Below are 15,735 nucleotides of genomic sequence, written 5' to 3' on the forward strand. Positions count from 1 at the left end.
TGGACCCGTAGGCTAGCCGCGATAACGCAGCGCATCGACCAGCAGCGTAAAGGCGGGCGTCGCCTGGCGGCGGCTGGGATAGTAGAGGTGATAGCCGGGAAACGGCGGGCACCAGTCGGCCATGAGCCGCAACAAGCGGCCATCGGCGAGATGCGCCGTCACTTGATCCTCCGGGAGATAGGCGAGGCCGACGCCGGCCAACACGGCATTCATGCGCAGCCCCGCCGTGTTGAAGATCAACTGGCCGTCGACGCGCACCTTCAGCTCGCGTCCGGCCTTCTCGAACTCCCAGGCATAGAGCCCGCCATGGGTCGGCAGGCGCAGGTTGATGCAATTGTGATCGGTCAGGTCCTGCGGCATGCGCGGCTTCGGCCGGCTTGCGAAATAGGCCGGCGAGCCGACCACCGCCATGCGCATGTCGGGACCGATGCGCACCGCGATCATGTCTCGCGCCACCTGTTCACCCAGCCGTACGCCGGCGTCATAACGCCCGGCCACGATGTCGGTCAGGCCGTAGTCGACGACGATCTCGACCCGGATGTCGGGATATTGCGGCAACAGCCGGGCGATGGCCGGCCACAGGACCGTGTCGGCCGAATGTTCGCCAGCGGTGATGCGGATGGTCCCGGCGGGCTTTTCTCGCAATGCGCTCAAGGCGGCGAGCTCACTTTCGATCTCGTCGAGCCTCGGTCCGACGGTGCGGGCCAGGCGTTCGCCGGCTTCGGTCGGCGAGACACTGCGCGTGGTGCGGGTCAAAAGCCGCACGCCCAGCCGCTCTTCCAACGTGCGCAAGGCATGGCTGAGCGCCGATTGGGATACGCCAAGCTTGGCCGCCGCCCTGGTGAAGCTCTTCTCGCGCGCGACGGCGAGGAAGGCGGTCAACTCATTCAGATTGTCGCGTGGCATTGATGAATTTCTCTCATAAGTACATGCCGGATATAGCAGCTACTCATGACCATCGCAGCCCCTAAATAGAACGCAATCGGCCGAACAAGCCGGCGCTCCTGGCCTGGCGGCAATGTCCTCCCGGCATCACGAAAGGACGGAAAACGTGGAGATCACACGAAGCGGCTCGCAGCCCTCGGCGAAGCCGCCGAATATTTCACCGGGGCGGTGCGCATCGATGCACCCTTCAAGGGCAGCGGCCCCGCGCGCGTCGGCGGGGCCACCGTGACCTTCGAGCCCGGCGCGCGCACGGCCTGGCACACGCACCCGCTCGGCCAGACACTTATCGTTCTGTCGGGCGCCGGTCTGGTGCAATGCGAAGGCCGGCCGATCCAACAGATCCGTCCCGGCGACATCATCTGGTTCGCGCCCGGCGAAAAGCATTGGCATGGGGCGTCGCCGACAACGGCGATGAGCCATATCGCCATTGCCGAAGCGCTCGACGGCAAGGTCGTCGACTGGATGGAGCATGTCACCGACGAACAATACGGGATTTGACCGACCAGGCCGCGCACCCACCGATAGCACAAGAAGGAGACCCTCATGACCGATGCCCCAGCGCCTCCCAAAAGCCCGTTTTCCGACATCGCTCCAGCACTCGGCACCTATACCGACGAGGTGCTTTTCGGCGACGTCTGGAAACGCCCCGGCCTCTCGCCGCGCGACCGCAGCCTGGTCACCGTCGCCAGCCTGGTCTCGGGCTACCGGATCAACGAGATGCCGTTCCACATGAAGCGGGCGCTCGAGAATGGCGTAACCCCTGACGAGCTCATCGAGGCCATCACGCATCTTGCCTTCTATGCTGGATGGCCGCCGGCAAGCACCGCGATCGGCATCGCCCGCAACGTCTTCGAACAGGCCGACGCCGAGAAGAAGGGACAGTGACAATGCAAAAGCGCGCACTTGGAAACAGCGGCCTCGAAGTCTCGGCCATCGGCCTTGGCTGCATGGGCATGAGCCAGTCATATGGGCAGCCGATGGAGACCCCGGATGCAGTCCGTCTGATCCGGGCGGCATTCGAGCGCGGGGTCACCTTCTTCGACACGGCGGAGGTCTACGGACCGTTCAGGAACGAAGAGGTCGTCGGCGAGGCGTTGCAGCCAATCCGCGACCAGGTGGTGATCGCCACCAAATTCGGCATCGACATCGCCGGTGCGGCCGGACACCAGGGCATGGACAGCCGGCCGCAGCATATTCGCGACGTCGTCGAGGCCTCTCTCAAGCGGCTGAGGACGGACTACATCGATCTTCTCTACCAGCATCGGGTCGATCCGGTCGTGCCGATCGAAGAGGTGGCTGGCGTGGTGAAGGACTTGATCAGCCAAGGCAAGGTGAAGCATTTCGGCCTCTCGGAAGCGGGCGTGCGCACCATCCGCCGCGCTCATGCGGTGCAGCCGGTCGCCGCGCTTCAGAGCGAATATTCACTCTGGTGGCGTGAGCCCGAGGAGGCGATCCTGCCGGCCCTCGAGGAACTGGGAATCGGCTTCGTGCCTTTCAGTCCGCTGGGCAAGGGTTTCCTCACCGGCGCCATCAACGCCGGGACGACGTTCGATGCCAACGATTTCCGCAACAGCGTTCCGCGGTTCACGGAGGAAGCCCGCCAGGCAAACCAGGCACTGGTCGACGCCATCGTCGCGATCGCGGCTGACAAGAACGCGACATCGGCACAGGTCGCGCTTGCCTGGCTGCTGGCGCGCAAGCCCTGGATCGTTCCGATCCCAGGTACGACCAAGCTAAACCGCCTTGAGGAAAACATCGGATCTCTCGCCGTTGCCCTGACCGCGGACGATCTTCGCGATATCGAGAACGCGGTCTCGGCGATTGCCGTCCAGGGAGAACGATACTCCCCGCAACAGGCGGCGAGGATCGATCGCTGAGGGTCCCAGCCGTATCAGGCCAAGGCGTTGCCGACGGTTTGGCCCAATGACAGGCCGAGGCGGTGTCTTGACGCGGGACCGTTGCTGCTCCAGCTTGCCGCCATGTTCGTTCCCGCGCCCGTCATCGCCAAGCGACGCCGCTTCCGCCCAGCGCGGAGCGGCACGCTGATTGCGCGACGACAAAGGCCGGCAGGATAAATCCGGTTCGCTCGTTTCCAGCCCCGCCCGCGACAACAGCCGGCGGGGTTTTTCATGCTTGGAGCACTGTCATGACCATCGAGTCTGCCATCCGGTTTCGGCCGGCCGAACCCGCCGATGCCGCCGCCATCCGCGACATTGTGCGTGCCGCCTATGCCAAATGGGTGCCGGTGATCGGCCGCGAGCCGCTGCCGATGCGCGCCGACTACGAAAAGGCCATCGCCGAGCATCGGTTCGACCTCGCCGTCGAGGACGGCCGCATCGTCGGCATGATCGAGACCACGCTGGCCGACGATCACCTGTGGATCGAGAACGTCTGCGTCGCGCCGGAAGCGCAGGGCAGGGGCATCGGCCGGCTCCTGCTGGAGCGTGCGGAAATCAAGGCGCGCGAGGCGGGCCGCAACGAGCTTCGCCTGTTGACCAACGGCGCCTTCGAAGCCAACGTGTCGCTCTACAAGCGGCACGGCTATACGGTCGACCGGGAAGAGCCGTTCATGAATGGGGTGACGGTCTATATGAGCAAGAGGTTGGCATGACGATCGGAGCGCGACGATGGCTGCGAGGGTAGCGCTGAAGCAACTGTCCGGGCTCTATGCGATTTCGCGGCTTCAAGCCGCTGACGGTATTCCTGGCTGGGCGGACGGACCAGGTTTCGTCAGCATCACCAGGACCGACGACGAGCTCTCGATCACCTGCCTTCAGGATCGCGTGCCCGATGCCGTCAAGCATGACCGCGACTGGGTCGCCTTCAAATTGCAGGGGCCGTTCGCGTTCGACGAAACCGGCATCGTGCTGTCCGTCATCAGGCCGCTGTCGGAAAACGGGCTAGGCATCTTCCTGGTATCGACCTTCGATGGCGACCACCTGCTGGTGAAAGCGGCTGACGAGCCTGCGGCAAGAGGTTTGCTGGGCGAAGCCGGGCATACGCTGCTATAGTCCGCTCATCGCTGGTCCAGCCCTCTGGCTCAACCACTGCCGCGCTGGCTCAACCAGTTCGGGGGTTGCGTTTGACAGCGCCGTTCGCGCATCGTTATTTCTGGCCAGATGTCACGGCCTGACCGGCCATGCGGCACCTCAAGGAGAGATCATGTCACACGATCTGCAGTTCTACATCGATGGCGCGTGGGTCGATCCTGTCGTGCCCAACACGCTCGACGTCATCGATCCATCGAACGAGGACGCCTTTGCGCGGATCTCGCTCGGCTCCAGGGCCGATGTCGACAAGGCTGTGGCCGCCGCCAAGCGCGCCTTCAACACATATGGCTTCACCTCGGTCGAGGAGCGCCTCGACATCCTCAACCGCGTCATCGAGGTCTACAAGAAGCGCAGCAAGGACCTGGCGGTCGCCGTGTCGCGCGAGATGGGCGCGCCGCGCCAGATGGCGCTCGACAGCCAGGTCGGCATCGGCCTGGCGCATCTGGCCAAAATGGCCGAGACGCTGAAGAATTTCCAGTTCCGCCACGTCAAGGGCAACCATCTCGTGGTCAAGGAGCCGATCGGCGTCGTCGGCCTGATCACGCCCTGGAACTGGCCGCTGAACCAGATCACCTGCAAGGTCGGTCCGGCACTCGCCGCCGGCTGCACCATGGTGCTGAAGCCCTCGGAAATCGCGCCGGTCAACGCCATCATCTTCGCCGAAATCATCGACGAGGCCGGCGTGCCGAAGGGCGTGTTCAACCTCGTCAACGGCGACGGCCCTGGCGTCGGCCAGGCGCTGTCCAGCCATCCCGACATCGACATGATGTCGTTCACCGGTTCGACCCGGGCAGGCATATTGGTGGCCAAGGCTGCCGCCGACACCGTCAAGCGCGTGCATCAGGAGCTTGGCGGCAAGTCGGCCAACATCCTGTTCCCGGATGTCGACCTCGCCACCGCCGTCAGCAAGGGCGTCGCCGGCTGCTTCAGCAACAGCGGCCAGTCCTGCAACGCGCCGACGCGCATGTTCGTGCCGCGCGACCGCCACGACGAGGCCGCGGGATATGCCAGGACGGCGGCGGAAAGCTTCACGGTCGGTCCGGCCGACGGCGCCAACACCAAGCTCGGCCCAGTCGTCAGCCAGGTCCAGTTCGACAAGATCCAGGACCTGATCCAGAGCGGCATCGACGAGGGTGCCAGGCTGGTCGCCGGCGGCCCCGGCCGGCCTGCCGAACTCAATCGCGGCTACTATGTCAGGCCGACCGTGTTCGCCGACGTCACCCACGACATGCGCATCGCGCGCGAGGAGGTTTTCGGGCCGGTGTTGGCGATCCTGCCCTACGACAAGGTCGAGCAGGCTGTCGAGCAGGCCAACGACACCGTCTACGGCCTTGCCTCCTACATCCAGGCCAAGGACCTACAGAAGGCGCGCGAGGTCGCGGCCCGCATGCGCTCGGGCAATGTCTACATCAACTATCCCCAATGGGACGCCGGCCTGCCCTTCGGCGGCTACAAGCAGTCGGGCAACGGCCGCGAATACGCCGAATACGGGCTCGAGGATTTCCTCGAGATCAAGGGCATCGCGGGGTACGAGGCGGCGGAGTAGTGCAGGACTTTCGGGCCGGCGCAACGCCGGCCCGGTCAGAAGGGACAGGTCCCGTCAGAAGGCTCTATTTCAGCGGCAGAAACAATTCGCAGACCACATCAGGCACCGGCACATTCGGGAACATCGAAAAGTGCCGTTGGCAATAGATCGGGAAGTCACGCGCTTCCTCGCCGCTGGCAGGAAGCCAGTCGCGATAAAGGTAGAGCGCGGCTGGCTCTAGGTTATTGGTATTGTGGACGACGCGCAACACGGCGCAGCGTCCGCCGGGGATCACGCCAGCCATCATTTGCCCGTCATCAGCGTCGATCGGCAGGTCAGTCCCGACACACAGGTCCATGCTGTAATCGGCTGGGTTGGCGGGGATCCTCTCGGAACGGAAGACGTTGAAAGTCGGGCTCGTCTCCGGCGACAGGCCGGCGGCCTTGCGCCAGGCGATGAACCGCTGGATGGTGTCGCCGAGTGTCGCCCGGTCGCCTCGATGTTCCATGATCGCCACCGGCGTCGGGGGCACATCGCGGATCGTCACGTCGTCGTGGTCATAGGTAATGTGCATGAGCTTGCTCCTTGCATTGTCCATAGGCCCGAAGGCCGCAAGCCACGGTGCCCAGTCGGGCGACTTCCGGAACGATGAAGGAGACTGCCCGAACCGTTGCCGAAAGGCGCGGGCGAAGGCGTCCGGTGCATCGTAACCGGCATCCATTGCTATGTCAGTGACGCTTTCGGCATCCCTGAAGGCCAGCCGGTATGAAGCGCGCTTCATGCGGGCAAGCTGGACATAGCGATGCACGGACAGCCCGAAGGTCGCCGTGAACTGCCGGTGGAAATGGTATTTGGAAAATGCCGCGATGCCGCTCAAAGCATCCAGGTCCAGATTGCCGTTCAAATGCTGGTCGATATGATCCAACACTCTCTGCATCCGGGCATGGTAGTTTTGAAGCGCCGCATTCATCATTCCGTTCTCCGTGGCAGCACCAGCTAAAGCGTATGCGGACATGACGCGCTCGACCGATCTTGCGGTTTGTCACGGGTCGCGGAACCGCGCCAAGGACCGTTTAGGGGCACGCGCGACCTTAGTTGGAAATCCAACTACCGGGAAATTCGACCGTAATTGTTGATGCAATATTGTTCGGACCATCTAATCGCCATCAGTGCGGTCTTCACTGGCAATGGCTCCCCGCCTTGCCAATTGGCATATACATGCTATATATCTGCCAATTAGCGAGGTCTAAACATGCAGCTTCAAGCCATCACCGCCACACCGGCCACTGTCGGCTCAGCCATTTCGGATGAAGAGGCAGGCGCTTTGGCGCGCACCACGATCAACCTATTCAAGGCCTGGAATCTCACCGACTTCGAGGCCTGCGTCCTGCTTGGCGGCATTTCGGCGCGCACCTGGGCGCGCTGGAAGGAGGGCGGCATCGGCCGGATCGACCGCGACCTGCGCACCCGCATGGCGCATCTGATGGGCATCCACAAGGGGCTGCGTTACCTCTTCACCGAGCCGGCGCGCGGCTATGCCTGGATACGCAAGCCCAATGCCACCTTCGGCGGGCAGTCGGCGCTCGACGTGATGCTGCGCGGCGACATTTCCGATCTCGCGGCGATGCGCGAATGGCTCGACGCGGAGCGTGGTGCATGGTGAGTGGGCTCGCGGTCCGGCGCCGCGTCCACTGGCCCCAGACCTACCGCATCATCCGCTCCATCCATCCGCCGATCGATCTCTTTGAGGACATCGCCGATCCGCGCGACTGGGAGGCACTCGCCGCCGTCGAGGAGAAGACCAACCCGCGCATCCGGCTGGAGCTTGGCGATCTCGGCAAGGTGCCGGCCGCAAGGCGGGTTTCCGGTCCCGGCGCCAGTTTCGTCATGGCGCCTTTCGTGCATTGTTCCGTCCTTCGGCCCGGCCGGTTTTCGGACGGCAGCTACGGCATCTACTATGCCGGCGACAGCGAGGACGTGGCGCTGGCCGAAACCATCCACCATCACCAGAAATTCATGCGCGCCACCAACGAGGCGCCCGGCTGGACGGCCGATTTCCGCGTGCTGATCGGCAGCGTCGATCGCGACCTCGACGACGTCAACGCCGTGCCCGGCGTGCTCGATCCCGACGACTACACGGCGTCGCAGGCGGAAGGGCGGGCGCTGCGGGCCGCCGGCAGCGACGGGCTGGTGTGGAACAGCGTGCGCATGCCCGATGGGGAGTGCATCGGCATCTTCTGGCCCGACGTCATCGGTGTCCCTGTGCAGGGCCGCCACTACAGTTACCACTGGGACGGCGGCCGCGTCGATTTCGTGCGCCAGCACGACACGGGCAAGGTGCTGGAAGTGGTGTGAGCGAAGGCGGCCGCGGCGACCAGTCCCAGGCCTTTACGTGGGCTTGCGTGCCTGCGTGACGGCCAGCCATACGGCCGAGACGAGAAAATAGAAGGCACCGAACGCGGCATAGGGCGCGATGTCGGTGATGCCAGGCGTCGCGGTGCCGATTGCCTGTTTGATGAAGAAGCCACCGGCAAGCGCCGACTGCGCACCGCTCAGCGCCATCGCCCATTGCGCGCCTGCCCGCCAACGGCGCACACCGGTCGCAAGCTGGAACAGGCCGGAGAGAACCGCCCACGCACCGAACACCGCCAGAACCGCGTGCGGGCCTTGTTCAAGTGCGATGAAGACGGCAATGGCCGTGATGGTGCTGACCGCCGCGTTGAGCGCCTGGCTGGGATTAGCTTTCAGGCCGCCGCTGCGCTGCGCGTCCAGAATATTGGCGACAGCGTCCCACAAGGGGTAGGCGACCAGGAGTAGCGCGGAGACCGGCGGCGCGCTTTTGCCAAGGGTGAAGGCGGCCGCCACCCAGGCGACCGAAAAGCCGGCCCGGAGGAAATAATAGGACTTCAGCCACTGCGATGGGGCGCCGGGCGCCTGAATGGTTTGAGTGCTCATTGGAATTTCCTGTCTCGTTGGTTGGACGGCGATTGACCCGTTTGATCGATTTGGAACCACGTTCGCCGAGTTGGATGATTGGAACAGCCCGTTCTCGCAGCCTTGGCTGCGGGATTGGTTTTGATCCAAGAAAAAAACGGCGCATAATCAGCACGAAAATGCGCTATCGTCGTAAGGAATGTAGGGGAGCCGGCCGGCCGCATCCATGATGGAATCGCCTGAAAATTTGACCATTCTTCCGGATGGAGGGCCGCGTGCCGGTGTCTCCGGGGACCTTCTCTCGCATGTGCTGGCGCAGATCAGGCTTACCGGCGACGAGGTTTTCTCACGCACGCTGGCACAGGCGGAGCAACTCGATCTCGACGAGGGCCAAGCCCATATCGTCGTGGTGACCGTCGGCGCGCTGCGCATGGAGAGTAGGGATCAGGCCCCTGTCGTCATAGAGGCCGGCGACCTCGTGCTCCTGCCTCGCGGTCCCGGCACGTTGCGGCTGGTGGCGTCGCATCCGCAGGTGGCGATCGTCGCCTGCCGCTTCTGGTTCGATCCTGACAGCCTGCGGGGAATGATCTTCGCCTTGCCACGATGCATCCATATCGAGCGTGCCCAGGGGGCAGGGTGGGTCGATGGAATGCTGCCTTTCCTGATGGTCGAAACCAGCGACGCCCAGCCCGGGGCGGCTTTGATGATTTCCCGCATCATCGATCTCATGGTCATCCGCACCTTGCGCAGTTGGGTGCATGAAGGACGCGCCACGGGCTGGCTCGGCGGGCTTTCGGATGCACGCATCGCCCGTTCCCTGAAAGCCATTCACGAAAGGCCGCTGCAGCGGTGGAGCATCAATGAACTGGCCGACAAAGCCGGCATGTCCCGTTCCAGCTTCTGCGAGCGTTTCGCCGCGCTCGTCGGGCGCTCGCCGCTGCGCTACCAGAATGAATGGCGGCTGGGCCTGGCCCGCGATCTGCTGGCCAGGCGAGACGCACGCGTGGGTGAGATCGGCTTGCGCATCGGCTACGAGTCCGAAGCCGCCTTCAGCCGCGCCTACAAACAGCTCTTCGGGCATCCGCCACGGGTTGAATATGCCTTGGCGAATGAAGCCGCACCGGTGAAACCGCGCTGACCGATGGCGCCAGCTTGAAAATATCGGGTTGCGGCCGCTACCGCACCACCAGCACCGGGATCTCGGTGTAGGACAGCACTTCCGCCGTCTGGCTGCCCAGAAGCAGCCTGCCGAGGCCACGGCGGCCGTGCGAGGCCATGACGATCAGGTCGCAGCCTTGCGCCCGCGACAGTTCCAGGATCGCTTCGGCCGGCCTTTTGTCCTCGACATGGACCAGCGTGGCGGACAGGCCGGCGGCATCGGCGGATGCCTTGCATTTGTCGAGCACTTCCTTGCCATAGCGGCGCGCTTCCTCCTGATAGGTGACCAGTTCGTCGCCGGCGGCATAGCCGGCCATGGCGCCGCCCCAGGCGAAGATCGGGAATTGTTCCGAGACGGTAACGAAGGTGACGGCGGCGCCGATGCCCTTGGCCAGTGTGAGGCCCTGGGCGACACCCTTGCCGGCCAGGTCAGAACCGTCGGTGGCGATGAGCAGATGTTTGTACATGATGGTGTTGCCTGTCGTGCCTGATGACTATCCAGCAGAGATAGTTATGCCGCACGCTCAATCATTGTGCCAATGCGGCGGGAATCAGGGCCAGGCGAGGTTTCGCCAGTACCCCGGATTCCCCTTTGCCGCATCGTCCTCTAAGGTGCCGCCGACTTCGAAAGGCATCCCATGAGCAACGCGTTTCCGCAGATCCATCTGGTCCGGCATGGCGAGACGGCGTGGAGCCTTTCGGGGCAGCATACCGGGCGCACCGACATGCCGCTGACGCCGGCCGGCGAGGCGGCCGCGCGGGGTGTTGCGGAGCGGCTGAAAGGCCTAACGTTCTCAGCCGTCTGGTCGAGCCCCTCGCAGCGCGCCTACAACACCAGCGTGCTTGCCGGCTTTGGCGCGACAAGCGTCAAGATGGACGATCTGCAGGAGTGGGACTACGGGGCCTATGAAGGGCGCACGACGAAAGAGATCCTGGCCGAGCGGCCGGGCTGGACAGTGTTTCGCGACGGCTGTCCGCAAGGTGAGGTGGCGGCCGATGTCGGCATCCGCGCCGACAGGATCATCGAGCGCCTGCGCAAGGCCAATGCCGACATACTGATCTTTTCCAGCGCGCACTTCCTGCGCGTGCTGGCCGCCCGCTGGCTCGGCCTGCCGCCGGAAGGCGGGGCGCTGTTCGTGCTCGACACGGCCAGCATCAGCGTGCTCGGCTACGAGCATCATTTCGGCGAGCCGGTCGTGCGCAAGTGGAACGGGAAGTAGGGCGGGCACCGGCTCGGCGCGGAAGCGCCGTCTTCTCGTCATCCACGGGCGGAGCAAGGAGCGTAGCGACGCGGCGCAGACCCGAGGATCCATGCCGCGACCTCCGAGCGCGGCCACGGTGCGGAATCTGCTCCGCTGCACTCCACGGCCAGCATCGCGGCATGGATCCCAGGGTCTCCGCGACGCCGCTTTCGCGGCTGCTCCGCCCTGGGATGACGAACGCGGGGAGGCTTCGGCAATTCCAAACCCTAGCCAATCCCGACCGTCTCTATCTGTCAAACTTCCGGATCGCCTCGGCGCTGACGGGCTGGAAGAAATTCACCAGATTGCCGTCGGGGTCGCGGAACAGCAGCGAGCGGTTCCCCCAGGGCATGGTGGTCGGCTGCTGCACGGTCGTGCTCTTGATGAGGTCCGACAGCCGGGCGAATTCGGCATCGACGTCGCCGACGCGGAATTCGAGGATGGCCGTGTGGTTGTCGGCGGGGCGGGCGATGTCGCCGCCGAACAGCATCAAGGTGCGCGTGCTGCCGATCGCCAGCGTGCAGGCTGGCGTCGTCAGTTCGGCGAAGTCTTCGGTATAGACCGTCACCGGCATGCCGGTGACCTCACCGTAGAAGCGCACGAGGCGCTGGACATCCGATGTGATGATGCGGACTGAGACGAAATTCATCGCTTAGGTTCCTTGGTCGCTGAAGCCCGGGCCGGGCTTCCAGCCGATGCATAGCCCAGGCCTCCTGACAGCTTTCTGTCAGGAGAGGGGGGTGCGATGGTCTATTCGGGCCTGAGCGACTCCTGGACGGCGCGAGGGAGAAATCATCGGCAGGTGTCAAACAGCGCAATCGGCAATCTGTTCTTGGCAAAGTTTATGGCTTGACGATTTTCATGGCGTTGTTTCGACAGGAATACTCCATTTCATTCGGCAGAGTGTTGATAAGGGCGATCGCCGGGCCTTTACTCGATTTTGTTCTGATAACCATGAATTGATTGGTATGGCTGTTTCCGTGATTTGAGCCTGGATTTGTGCCGTCATAAAATCGCCGGTGGGAAATTTCTGAAACGGGGGAAAAAACATGTCTCACCGCGCGACAAGCATCATGGCCGGCCTGGCGCTTCTGGCTTTTGCGGTTAGTCCGGCGGCTGCTTCCAACCGCATGTTCACCTCCCAAAAGACAGCGCTTTCGGGCCGCGATGTCTATTTCTTCGGCGGAGCGAGCCTGAACGTGGATTGTTCCAGCGCGGGCAGGGACGATGTGAGGGTGGTCTCGGGTCCAAGCCACGGAAATGTAAAACTCGTCCATGACGGGGTGTTTACGCATTACAACAAGTCGAACGACCGGGCAAAATGCAATTCCCACAAGGTGAATGGCATCAAGGCGCTTTACAGGTCGAGCCCTGGCTTCAAGGGCTGGGATCAGGTGACGATCTCGGTTCACACCTATGACGGCGACGCGTTCAAATACGTCACCAACATCAAGGTGGAGTAGTGCTCGCCCGAACGCTTTGTTTTACGCAATTCCGGACGGAAAACCATTACGCACTTTTCCTGGAATTGCCCTAAATCGCACAAGCAGGAGGATCGTTGAAATGAAGCGTCGGACGACAGGTGCGATAACGGCATTGGCGGTTCTGGGATGTGCCGCCTGGCCGGCGGCGGCGGAAAGCTATGGAAAGGTGGCGCTCTCCGGACAGGAGATCTATATTTTCAGGGATGCCAGCCTGAATGCCGACTGTTCCAGTGCCGGCGCGAACGATGTCAGGATCGTCGCGGGCCCAAGCCACGGGAAGATCAGGCTCGTGCATGCCAAGCTCTATACCGGTTTCAGCAAATCGAACGAGCGCTGGAAATGCAATGCCCACAAAGTGGACGGCATCAAGGGGTTTTACCGGTCGAACCCCGGATACAAGGGGCGCGACCAGGTCACGTTTTCGGTCCACACCTATATGGGCAATGCCCATCAGACCGTCGTCAGCATCAACGTCGAATAGTGGGCTTCGTCGCCCACTCACTGCGCCAGCAGCGCCAGTTCCTCCGGCGTGAGGTGCCGCGCGGCGCCCTTGGCGAGGTCGCCGAGGGGCAGGCGGCCGATGGCGACGCGGATCAGGCGCTTGACCTCGATGCCGTGAGCGGCGAGCAGGCGGCGGATGTGGCGGTTCTTGCCTTCGTCGAGCACGATCTCCAGCCAGGCCGTGCGACCGCCGCTGCGCAGGAATTCGATCGAATTGGCCGCCAAGGCCTCGCCGTCGATGGTGGCGCCCGCGCGGAGTTTGTCCAGCAGCGTTTCATCCGGCACCGTGGCGACCTGCACGTGATAGGTCTTGGGCAGATGCGAGGCCGGGTCCATCAGCCGGTTGGCGAAGCGTGTGTCGTTGGTCATCAGCAGCAGGCCTTCGCTGGCCTTGTCCAGCCGGCCGACCGGCGAAACGAAGGGCAGGTCGAGCCCTTCGAGACAGGCATAGACGGTGTCGCGCTCGAGCGGGTCGTGGCGAGTGGTGACCAGCCCACGCGGCTTGTTCACCATCAGATAGACCTTGCGCTCGGCAACCACCTCGACGCCATCGACGACGATCCTGTCGCGGTTCATGTCGACGCGCAGCGCGGCATCGCGCACCACCTTGCCGCCGACGCGCACGCGGCCTTGCGCGATCAGCGCCTCGCCCTGCGTGCGCGAGCACAGGCCGAGTTTTGAGAGCGCGCGGTTCAGGCTGACGCCGGGAGGGCCGGCGCTGCGTGGCTTGCCGGGTGGCGGCCTGCCGGGCGGTGGTGGTCGTGCTGCCATGCTGCTTGGGTCGATCCGTGGTATAGGACAGATGCCATGGGCAGCGTCAGCTTAGCAAGCTGCCGCCGAGGCCGCATCGAGGCCCCCGGCGGCAAGCGGCCAAACAGCAATGGTATATCCGGCAAGGGGCCTTTCGACGCGTCACGCAGCCTGCTCGGTCTCGCCTGCTATGCCGTTCAAGACCTGGACGGCATCCGCCGGCAGCTTAAGCTCGGCCGCCGCCAGGTTCTCCCTGAGATGCCCGACCGACGAGGTGCCGGGGATAAGCAGGATGTTGGGCGAGCGCTGCAACAGCCAGGCGAGCGCCACCTGCATGGGGGTAGCGCCGAGCTTTTGCGCGACGTCGGCAAGCGTGCTCGACTGCAGCGGCGTGAAGCCGCCGAGCGGGAAGAACGGCACATAGGCGATGCCGTCGGCGGCAAGCTCGTCGATCAGCGCGTCATCCTGGCGATGCGCGATGTTGTATTGGTTCTGCACGCAGACGATGTCGGCCATGCCGCGTCCCTGCGCGATCTGCTTGCGGGTGACGTTGCTCAGGCCGATATGGCGCACAAGTCCTTGGCGTTGCAGTTCGGCGAGCGTGTCGAGTTGCGGCTCGAGCGAGCCTTCGGTGGGCCCGTGGATGCCATGCATCGAGCGCAGGTTCACGACCTCGATCGCATCCACCCCGAGATTGCGCAGGTTGTCATGCACGGCCTGCGTCAGCTCCTGCGGTGACATCGCCGGGATCCACGAAGCATCCGCGCCGCGCCGCGCACTGATCTTGGTGACGATGGTGAGGTCCGCGGGATAGGGGTGCAGCGCCTCGCGGATGATCTGGTTGGTAACGTGCGGACCATAGAAATCCGATGTGTCGATATGGTCGACGCCGCTGACAACGGCCTCGCGCAGCACGGCTATCGCCGCGTCGCGGTCCTTCGGCGGGCCGAAGACGCCGGGTCCGGCCAGTTGCATGGCGCCATAGCCCAGGCGCTTCACGGTGCGGTCGCCGAGCTTGAAAGTTCCGGCCTTGCTGATGTCGGTCATGGGTCTCGATCTCCTTTGGATCGGCTCGATATAGACAGTCCCCGCCCGCGCGATAATATGGCGCAATCGGCACAGGCTGTGCGGAAAGGTGAACAATGGCATCGGATCTGGGTGACCTCCAGGCATTCATGGCGGTGGCGCGCGCCGGCGGGTTTCGGCAGGCGGCGCGGACGACCGGCTTCAGCGCCTCCAGCCTGAGCGAGACGGTGCGACGGCTGGAGAGCGGGCTCGGCGTGCGGCTCCTCAACCGCACCACGCGCAGCGTCGCGCCCACCGAAGCCGGCGCGCGCCTGCTGGAGCGGCTCGGTCCGGCGCTCGGCGAGGTCGAGGCCGCGCTCGACGTGGTCAACGGGTTTCGCGGCCGTCCGGCCGGCACGCTACGGCTCAACGTGCCGGTGGTGGCGGCGAAACTGGTGCTGCCGCGCCTTCTGCCGCCCTTCCTCGCGGCCTATCCCGACATCCGCGTCGAAGTGACCGCCGAGGACAGTTTCGTCGACATACTGGCGAGCGGCTGCGATGCCGGCATCCGCTATGACGAACGGCTGGAGCAGGACATGATCGCGGTGCCGATCGGCCCGCGGCGGCAGCGCTTCGCCACCGCCGCCGCACCGGCCTATCTCGATCGGCGCGGCCGGCCCGGCCATCCACGCGACCTGCTCGATCACGCCTGCCTGCGCGGCCGCTTCGCCAGCGGCTCCATGCCGCCCTGGGACTTCGAACGCAACGGCGAGACGGTGAGCGTCGACCCGACCGGCCCGCTGCTGGTCAGCACCGGCACGGCGATGGACCTCGCTGTCAGCGTGGCGGTCGACGGCGGCGGTATCGTCTCATTGTTCGAGGACTGGCTGCGCCCCTATTTCGACGATGGCAGGCTCGAGCCCGTGCTGGAGCCTTGGTGGCAGGAATTCTCGGGTCCGTTCCTTTACTACCCCGGCCGCCGCCTGACGCCAGCGCCGCTGCGGGCATTCATCGATTTTGTCGACGGGATGCGGTGGTGAGGGGGGGCGCGACGGCCTGGCTCCTTCGACCAAAGGCAATCCCTGATGTAACACTTTGTTGTCATTGAGGGTCTATCGAGGAGGCGGTACGGCGAAAGCCCG

19 protein-coding genes and 1 pseudogene are annotated in these 15,735 nt (G+C 64.3%); 13 read left to right on the forward strand and 7 right to left on the reverse strand.

The window, feature by feature from the left end; all coding sequences use genetic code 11:
• Positions 1-12: 12 nt before the first annotated feature.
• A complete protein-coding gene (locus LB555_RS28265) occupies positions 13-906 on the reverse strand; it encodes a LysR family transcriptional regulator (RefSeq protein ID WP_224684287.1) in 894 nt (297 codons plus the stop codon).
• A 145-nt stretch (positions 907-1,051) separates the two neighbouring features.
• Between LB555_RS28265 and LB555_RS28270 the strand changes: the two are divergent.
• The 6 genes and pseudogenes from LB555_RS28270 (at position 1,052) to LB555_RS28295 (ending at position 5,541) form a co-directional block, all read left to right on the forward strand.
• Positions 1,052-1,443 (forward strand): annotated as a pseudogene (locus tag LB555_RS28270) (cupin domain-containing protein).
• Positions 1,444-1,488: 45 nt separating this feature from the next.
• The gene (locus tag LB555_RS28275) at positions 1,489-1,830 is read left to right on the forward strand and encodes a carboxymuconolactone decarboxylase family protein (protein ID WP_224684288.1); all 342 of its coding nucleotides are present in this window, start codon (positions 1,489-1,491) and stop codon (positions 1,828-1,830) included.
• Positions 1,831-1,832: 2 nt separating this feature from the next.
• Entirely contained in the window at positions 1,833-2,822 is a 990-nt protein-coding gene (locus LB555_RS28280) for an aldo/keto reductase (protein ID WP_224684289.1), read from the forward strand.
• A 269-nt stretch (positions 2,823-3,091) separates the two neighbouring features.
• A complete protein-coding gene (locus tag LB555_RS28285; RefSeq protein WP_224684290.1) occupies positions 3,092-3,556 on the forward strand; it encodes a GNAT family N-acetyltransferase in 465 nt (154 codons plus the stop codon).
• A gap of 16 nt (positions 3,557-3,572) precedes the next feature.
• Positions 3,573-3,956, forward strand: a complete 384-nt coding sequence (locus LB555_RS28290) for an ACT domain-containing protein (protein WP_224684291.1) — start codon at positions 3,573-3,575, stop codon at positions 3,954-3,956.
• A 151-nt stretch (positions 3,957-4,107) separates the two neighbouring features.
• The gene (locus LB555_RS28295; protein WP_224684292.1) at positions 4,108-5,541 is read left to right on the forward strand and encodes an aldehyde dehydrogenase family protein; all 1,434 of its coding nucleotides are present in this window, start codon (positions 4,108-4,110) and stop codon (positions 5,539-5,541) included.
• A 64-nt stretch (positions 5,542-5,605) separates the two neighbouring features.
• Here LB555_RS28295 and LB555_RS28300 read toward each other — a convergent pair whose 3' ends face one another.
• Complete coding sequence (locus LB555_RS28300) at positions 5,606-6,490, reverse strand: GyrI-like domain-containing protein (protein WP_224684309.1); 885 nt, start codon at positions 6,488-6,490, stop codon at positions 5,606-5,608.
• 282 nt (positions 6,491-6,772) lie between these two features.
• Here LB555_RS28300 and LB555_RS28305 point away from each other — a divergent pair, with 282 nt between their 5' ends.
• The gene (locus LB555_RS28305) at positions 6,773-7,183 is read left to right on the forward strand and encodes an MbcA/ParS/Xre antitoxin family protein (RefSeq protein ID WP_224684293.1); all 411 of its coding nucleotides are present in this window, start codon (positions 6,773-6,775) and stop codon (positions 7,181-7,183) included.
• Complete coding sequence (locus LB555_RS28310; RefSeq protein ID WP_141906936.1) at positions 7,177-7,875, forward strand: RES family NAD+ phosphorylase; 699 nt, start codon at positions 7,177-7,179, stop codon at positions 7,873-7,875. Before LB555_RS28305 ends, LB555_RS28310 begins: the two co-directional genes overlap by 7 nt.
• Before the next feature lie 33 nt (positions 7,876-7,908).
• On the opposite strand, the gene LB555_RS28315 is transcribed toward LB555_RS28310, so the two are convergent.
• Positions 7,909-8,475, reverse strand: a complete 567-nt coding sequence (locus LB555_RS28315; protein WP_224684294.1) for a DUF308 domain-containing protein — start codon at positions 8,473-8,475, stop codon at positions 7,909-7,911.
• A 205-nt stretch (positions 8,476-8,680) separates the two neighbouring features.
• Here LB555_RS28315 and LB555_RS28320 point away from each other — a divergent pair, with 205 nt between their 5' ends.
• Positions 8,681-9,592, forward strand: a complete 912-nt coding sequence (locus LB555_RS28320) for an AraC family transcriptional regulator (RefSeq protein ID WP_015316788.1) — start codon at positions 8,681-8,683, stop codon at positions 9,590-9,592.
• A 37-nt stretch (positions 9,593-9,629) separates the two neighbouring features.
• Here LB555_RS28320 and LB555_RS28325 read toward each other — a convergent pair whose 3' ends face one another.
• Positions 9,630-10,079, reverse strand: a complete 450-nt coding sequence (locus tag LB555_RS28325) for a universal stress protein (protein WP_015316789.1) — start codon at positions 10,077-10,079, stop codon at positions 9,630-9,632.
• A 171-nt stretch (positions 10,080-10,250) separates the two neighbouring features.
• Here LB555_RS28325 and LB555_RS28330 point away from each other — a divergent pair, with 171 nt between their 5' ends.
• Positions 10,251-10,832, forward strand: a complete 582-nt coding sequence (locus tag LB555_RS28330) for a histidine phosphatase family protein (protein ID WP_224684295.1) — start codon at positions 10,251-10,253, stop codon at positions 10,830-10,832.
• Between the two features lie 268 nt (positions 10,833-11,100).
• Here the strand turns inward: LB555_RS28330 and LB555_RS28335 are convergent, their stop codons facing one another.
• Entirely contained in the window at positions 11,101-11,502 is a 402-nt protein-coding gene (locus LB555_RS28335; RefSeq protein WP_015316791.1) for a VOC family protein, read from the reverse strand.
• A gap of 400 nt (positions 11,503-11,902) precedes the next feature.
• Between LB555_RS28335 and LB555_RS28340 the strand changes: the two genes are divergently transcribed.
• The gene (locus tag LB555_RS28340; protein WP_015316792.1) at positions 11,903-12,316 is read left to right on the forward strand and encodes a hypothetical protein; all 414 of its coding nucleotides are present in this window, start codon (positions 11,903-11,905) and stop codon (positions 12,314-12,316) included.
• Between the two features lie 100 nt (positions 12,317-12,416).
• Positions 12,417-12,818, forward strand: a complete 402-nt coding sequence (locus LB555_RS28345) for a hypothetical protein (RefSeq protein ID WP_015316793.1) — start codon at positions 12,417-12,419, stop codon at positions 12,816-12,818.
• 17 nt (positions 12,819-12,835) lie between these two features.
• On the opposite strand, the gene LB555_RS28350 is transcribed toward LB555_RS28345, so the two are convergent.
• A complete protein-coding gene (locus LB555_RS28350; protein WP_015316794.1) occupies positions 12,836-13,609 on the reverse strand; it encodes a pseudouridine synthase in 774 nt (257 codons plus the stop codon).
• Between the two features lie 141 nt (positions 13,610-13,750).
• Positions 13,751-14,635: an aldo/keto reductase family oxidoreductase gene (locus LB555_RS28355; protein ID WP_015316795.1), complete on the reverse strand. Its 885-nt coding sequence runs from the start codon at positions 14,633-14,635 to the stop codon at positions 13,751-13,753.
• A gap of 95 nt (positions 14,636-14,730) precedes the next feature.
• Between LB555_RS28355 and LB555_RS28360 the strand changes: the two genes are divergently transcribed.
• On the forward strand, positions 14,731-15,633 hold the full coding sequence (locus LB555_RS28360) for a LysR family transcriptional regulator (RefSeq protein WP_015316796.1): 903 nt from the start codon (positions 14,731-14,733) through the stop codon (positions 15,631-15,633).
• Positions 15,634-15,735: the final 102 nt, after the last annotated feature.

Origin of the sequence: Mesorhizobium sp. BR-1-1-10 (genome assembly GCF_020165595.1) — a bacterium.
GTDB lineage: Bacteria > Pseudomonadota > Alphaproteobacteria > Rhizobiales > Rhizobiaceae > Mesorhizobium > Mesorhizobium australicum.

Coding starts and splice junctions, on each gene's coding strand:
- LB555_RS28265 (WP_224684287.1), bottom strand. CDS start 906: ATGCCACGCGACAATCTGAATGAGTTGACCGCCTTCCTCGCCGTCGCG.
- LB555_RS28275 (WP_224684288.1), top strand. CDS start 1,489: ATGACCGATGCCCCAGCGCCTCCCAAAAGCCCGTTTTCCGACATCGCT.
- LB555_RS28280 (WP_224684289.1), top strand. CDS start 1,833: ATGCAAAAGCGCGCACTTGGAAACAGCGGCCTCGAAGTCTCGGCCATC.
- LB555_RS28285 (WP_224684290.1), top strand. CDS start 3,092: ATGACCATCGAGTCTGCCATCCGGTTTCGGCCGGCCGAACCCGCCGAT.
- LB555_RS28290 (WP_224684291.1), top strand. CDS start 3,573: ATGGCTGCGAGGGTAGCGCTGAAGCAACTGTCCGGGCTCTATGCGATT.
- LB555_RS28295 (WP_224684292.1), top strand. CDS start 4,108: ATGTCACACGATCTGCAGTTCTACATCGATGGCGCGTGGGTCGATCCT.
- LB555_RS28300 (WP_224684309.1), bottom strand. CDS start 6,490: ATGAATGCGGCGCTTCAAAACTACCATGCCCGGATGCAGAGAGTGTTG.
- LB555_RS28305 (WP_224684293.1), top strand. CDS start 6,773: ATGCAGCTTCAAGCCATCACCGCCACACCGGCCACTGTCGGCTCAGCC.
- LB555_RS28310 (WP_141906936.1), top strand. CDS start 7,177: ATGGTGAGTGGGCTCGCGGTCCGGCGCCGCGTCCACTGGCCCCAGACC.
- LB555_RS28315 (WP_224684294.1), bottom strand. CDS start 8,475: ATGAGCACTCAAACCATTCAGGCGCCCGGCGCCCCATCGCAGTGGCTG.
- LB555_RS28320 (WP_015316788.1), top strand. CDS start 8,681: ATGATGGAATCGCCTGAAAATTTGACCATTCTTCCGGATGGAGGGCCG.
- LB555_RS28325 (WP_015316789.1), bottom strand. CDS start 10,079: ATGTACAAACATCTGCTCATCGCCACCGACGGTTCTGACCTGGCCGGC.
- LB555_RS28330 (WP_224684295.1), top strand. CDS start 10,251: ATGAGCAACGCGTTTCCGCAGATCCATCTGGTCCGGCATGGCGAGACG.
- LB555_RS28335 (WP_015316791.1), bottom strand. CDS start 11,502: ATGAATTTCGTCTCAGTCCGCATCATCACATCGGATGTCCAGCGCCTC.
- LB555_RS28340 (WP_015316792.1), top strand. CDS start 11,903: ATGTCTCACCGCGCGACAAGCATCATGGCCGGCCTGGCGCTTCTGGCT.
- LB555_RS28345 (WP_015316793.1), top strand. CDS start 12,417: ATGAAGCGTCGGACGACAGGTGCGATAACGGCATTGGCGGTTCTGGGA.
- LB555_RS28350 (WP_015316794.1), bottom strand. CDS start 13,609: ATGGCAGCACGACCACCACCGCCCGGCAGGCCGCCACCCGGCAAGCCA.
- LB555_RS28355 (WP_015316795.1), bottom strand. CDS start 14,635: ATGACCGACATCAGCAAGGCCGGAACTTTCAAGCTCGGCGACCGCACC.
- LB555_RS28360 (WP_015316796.1), top strand. CDS start 14,731: ATGGCATCGGATCTGGGTGACCTCCAGGCATTCATGGCGGTGGCGCGC.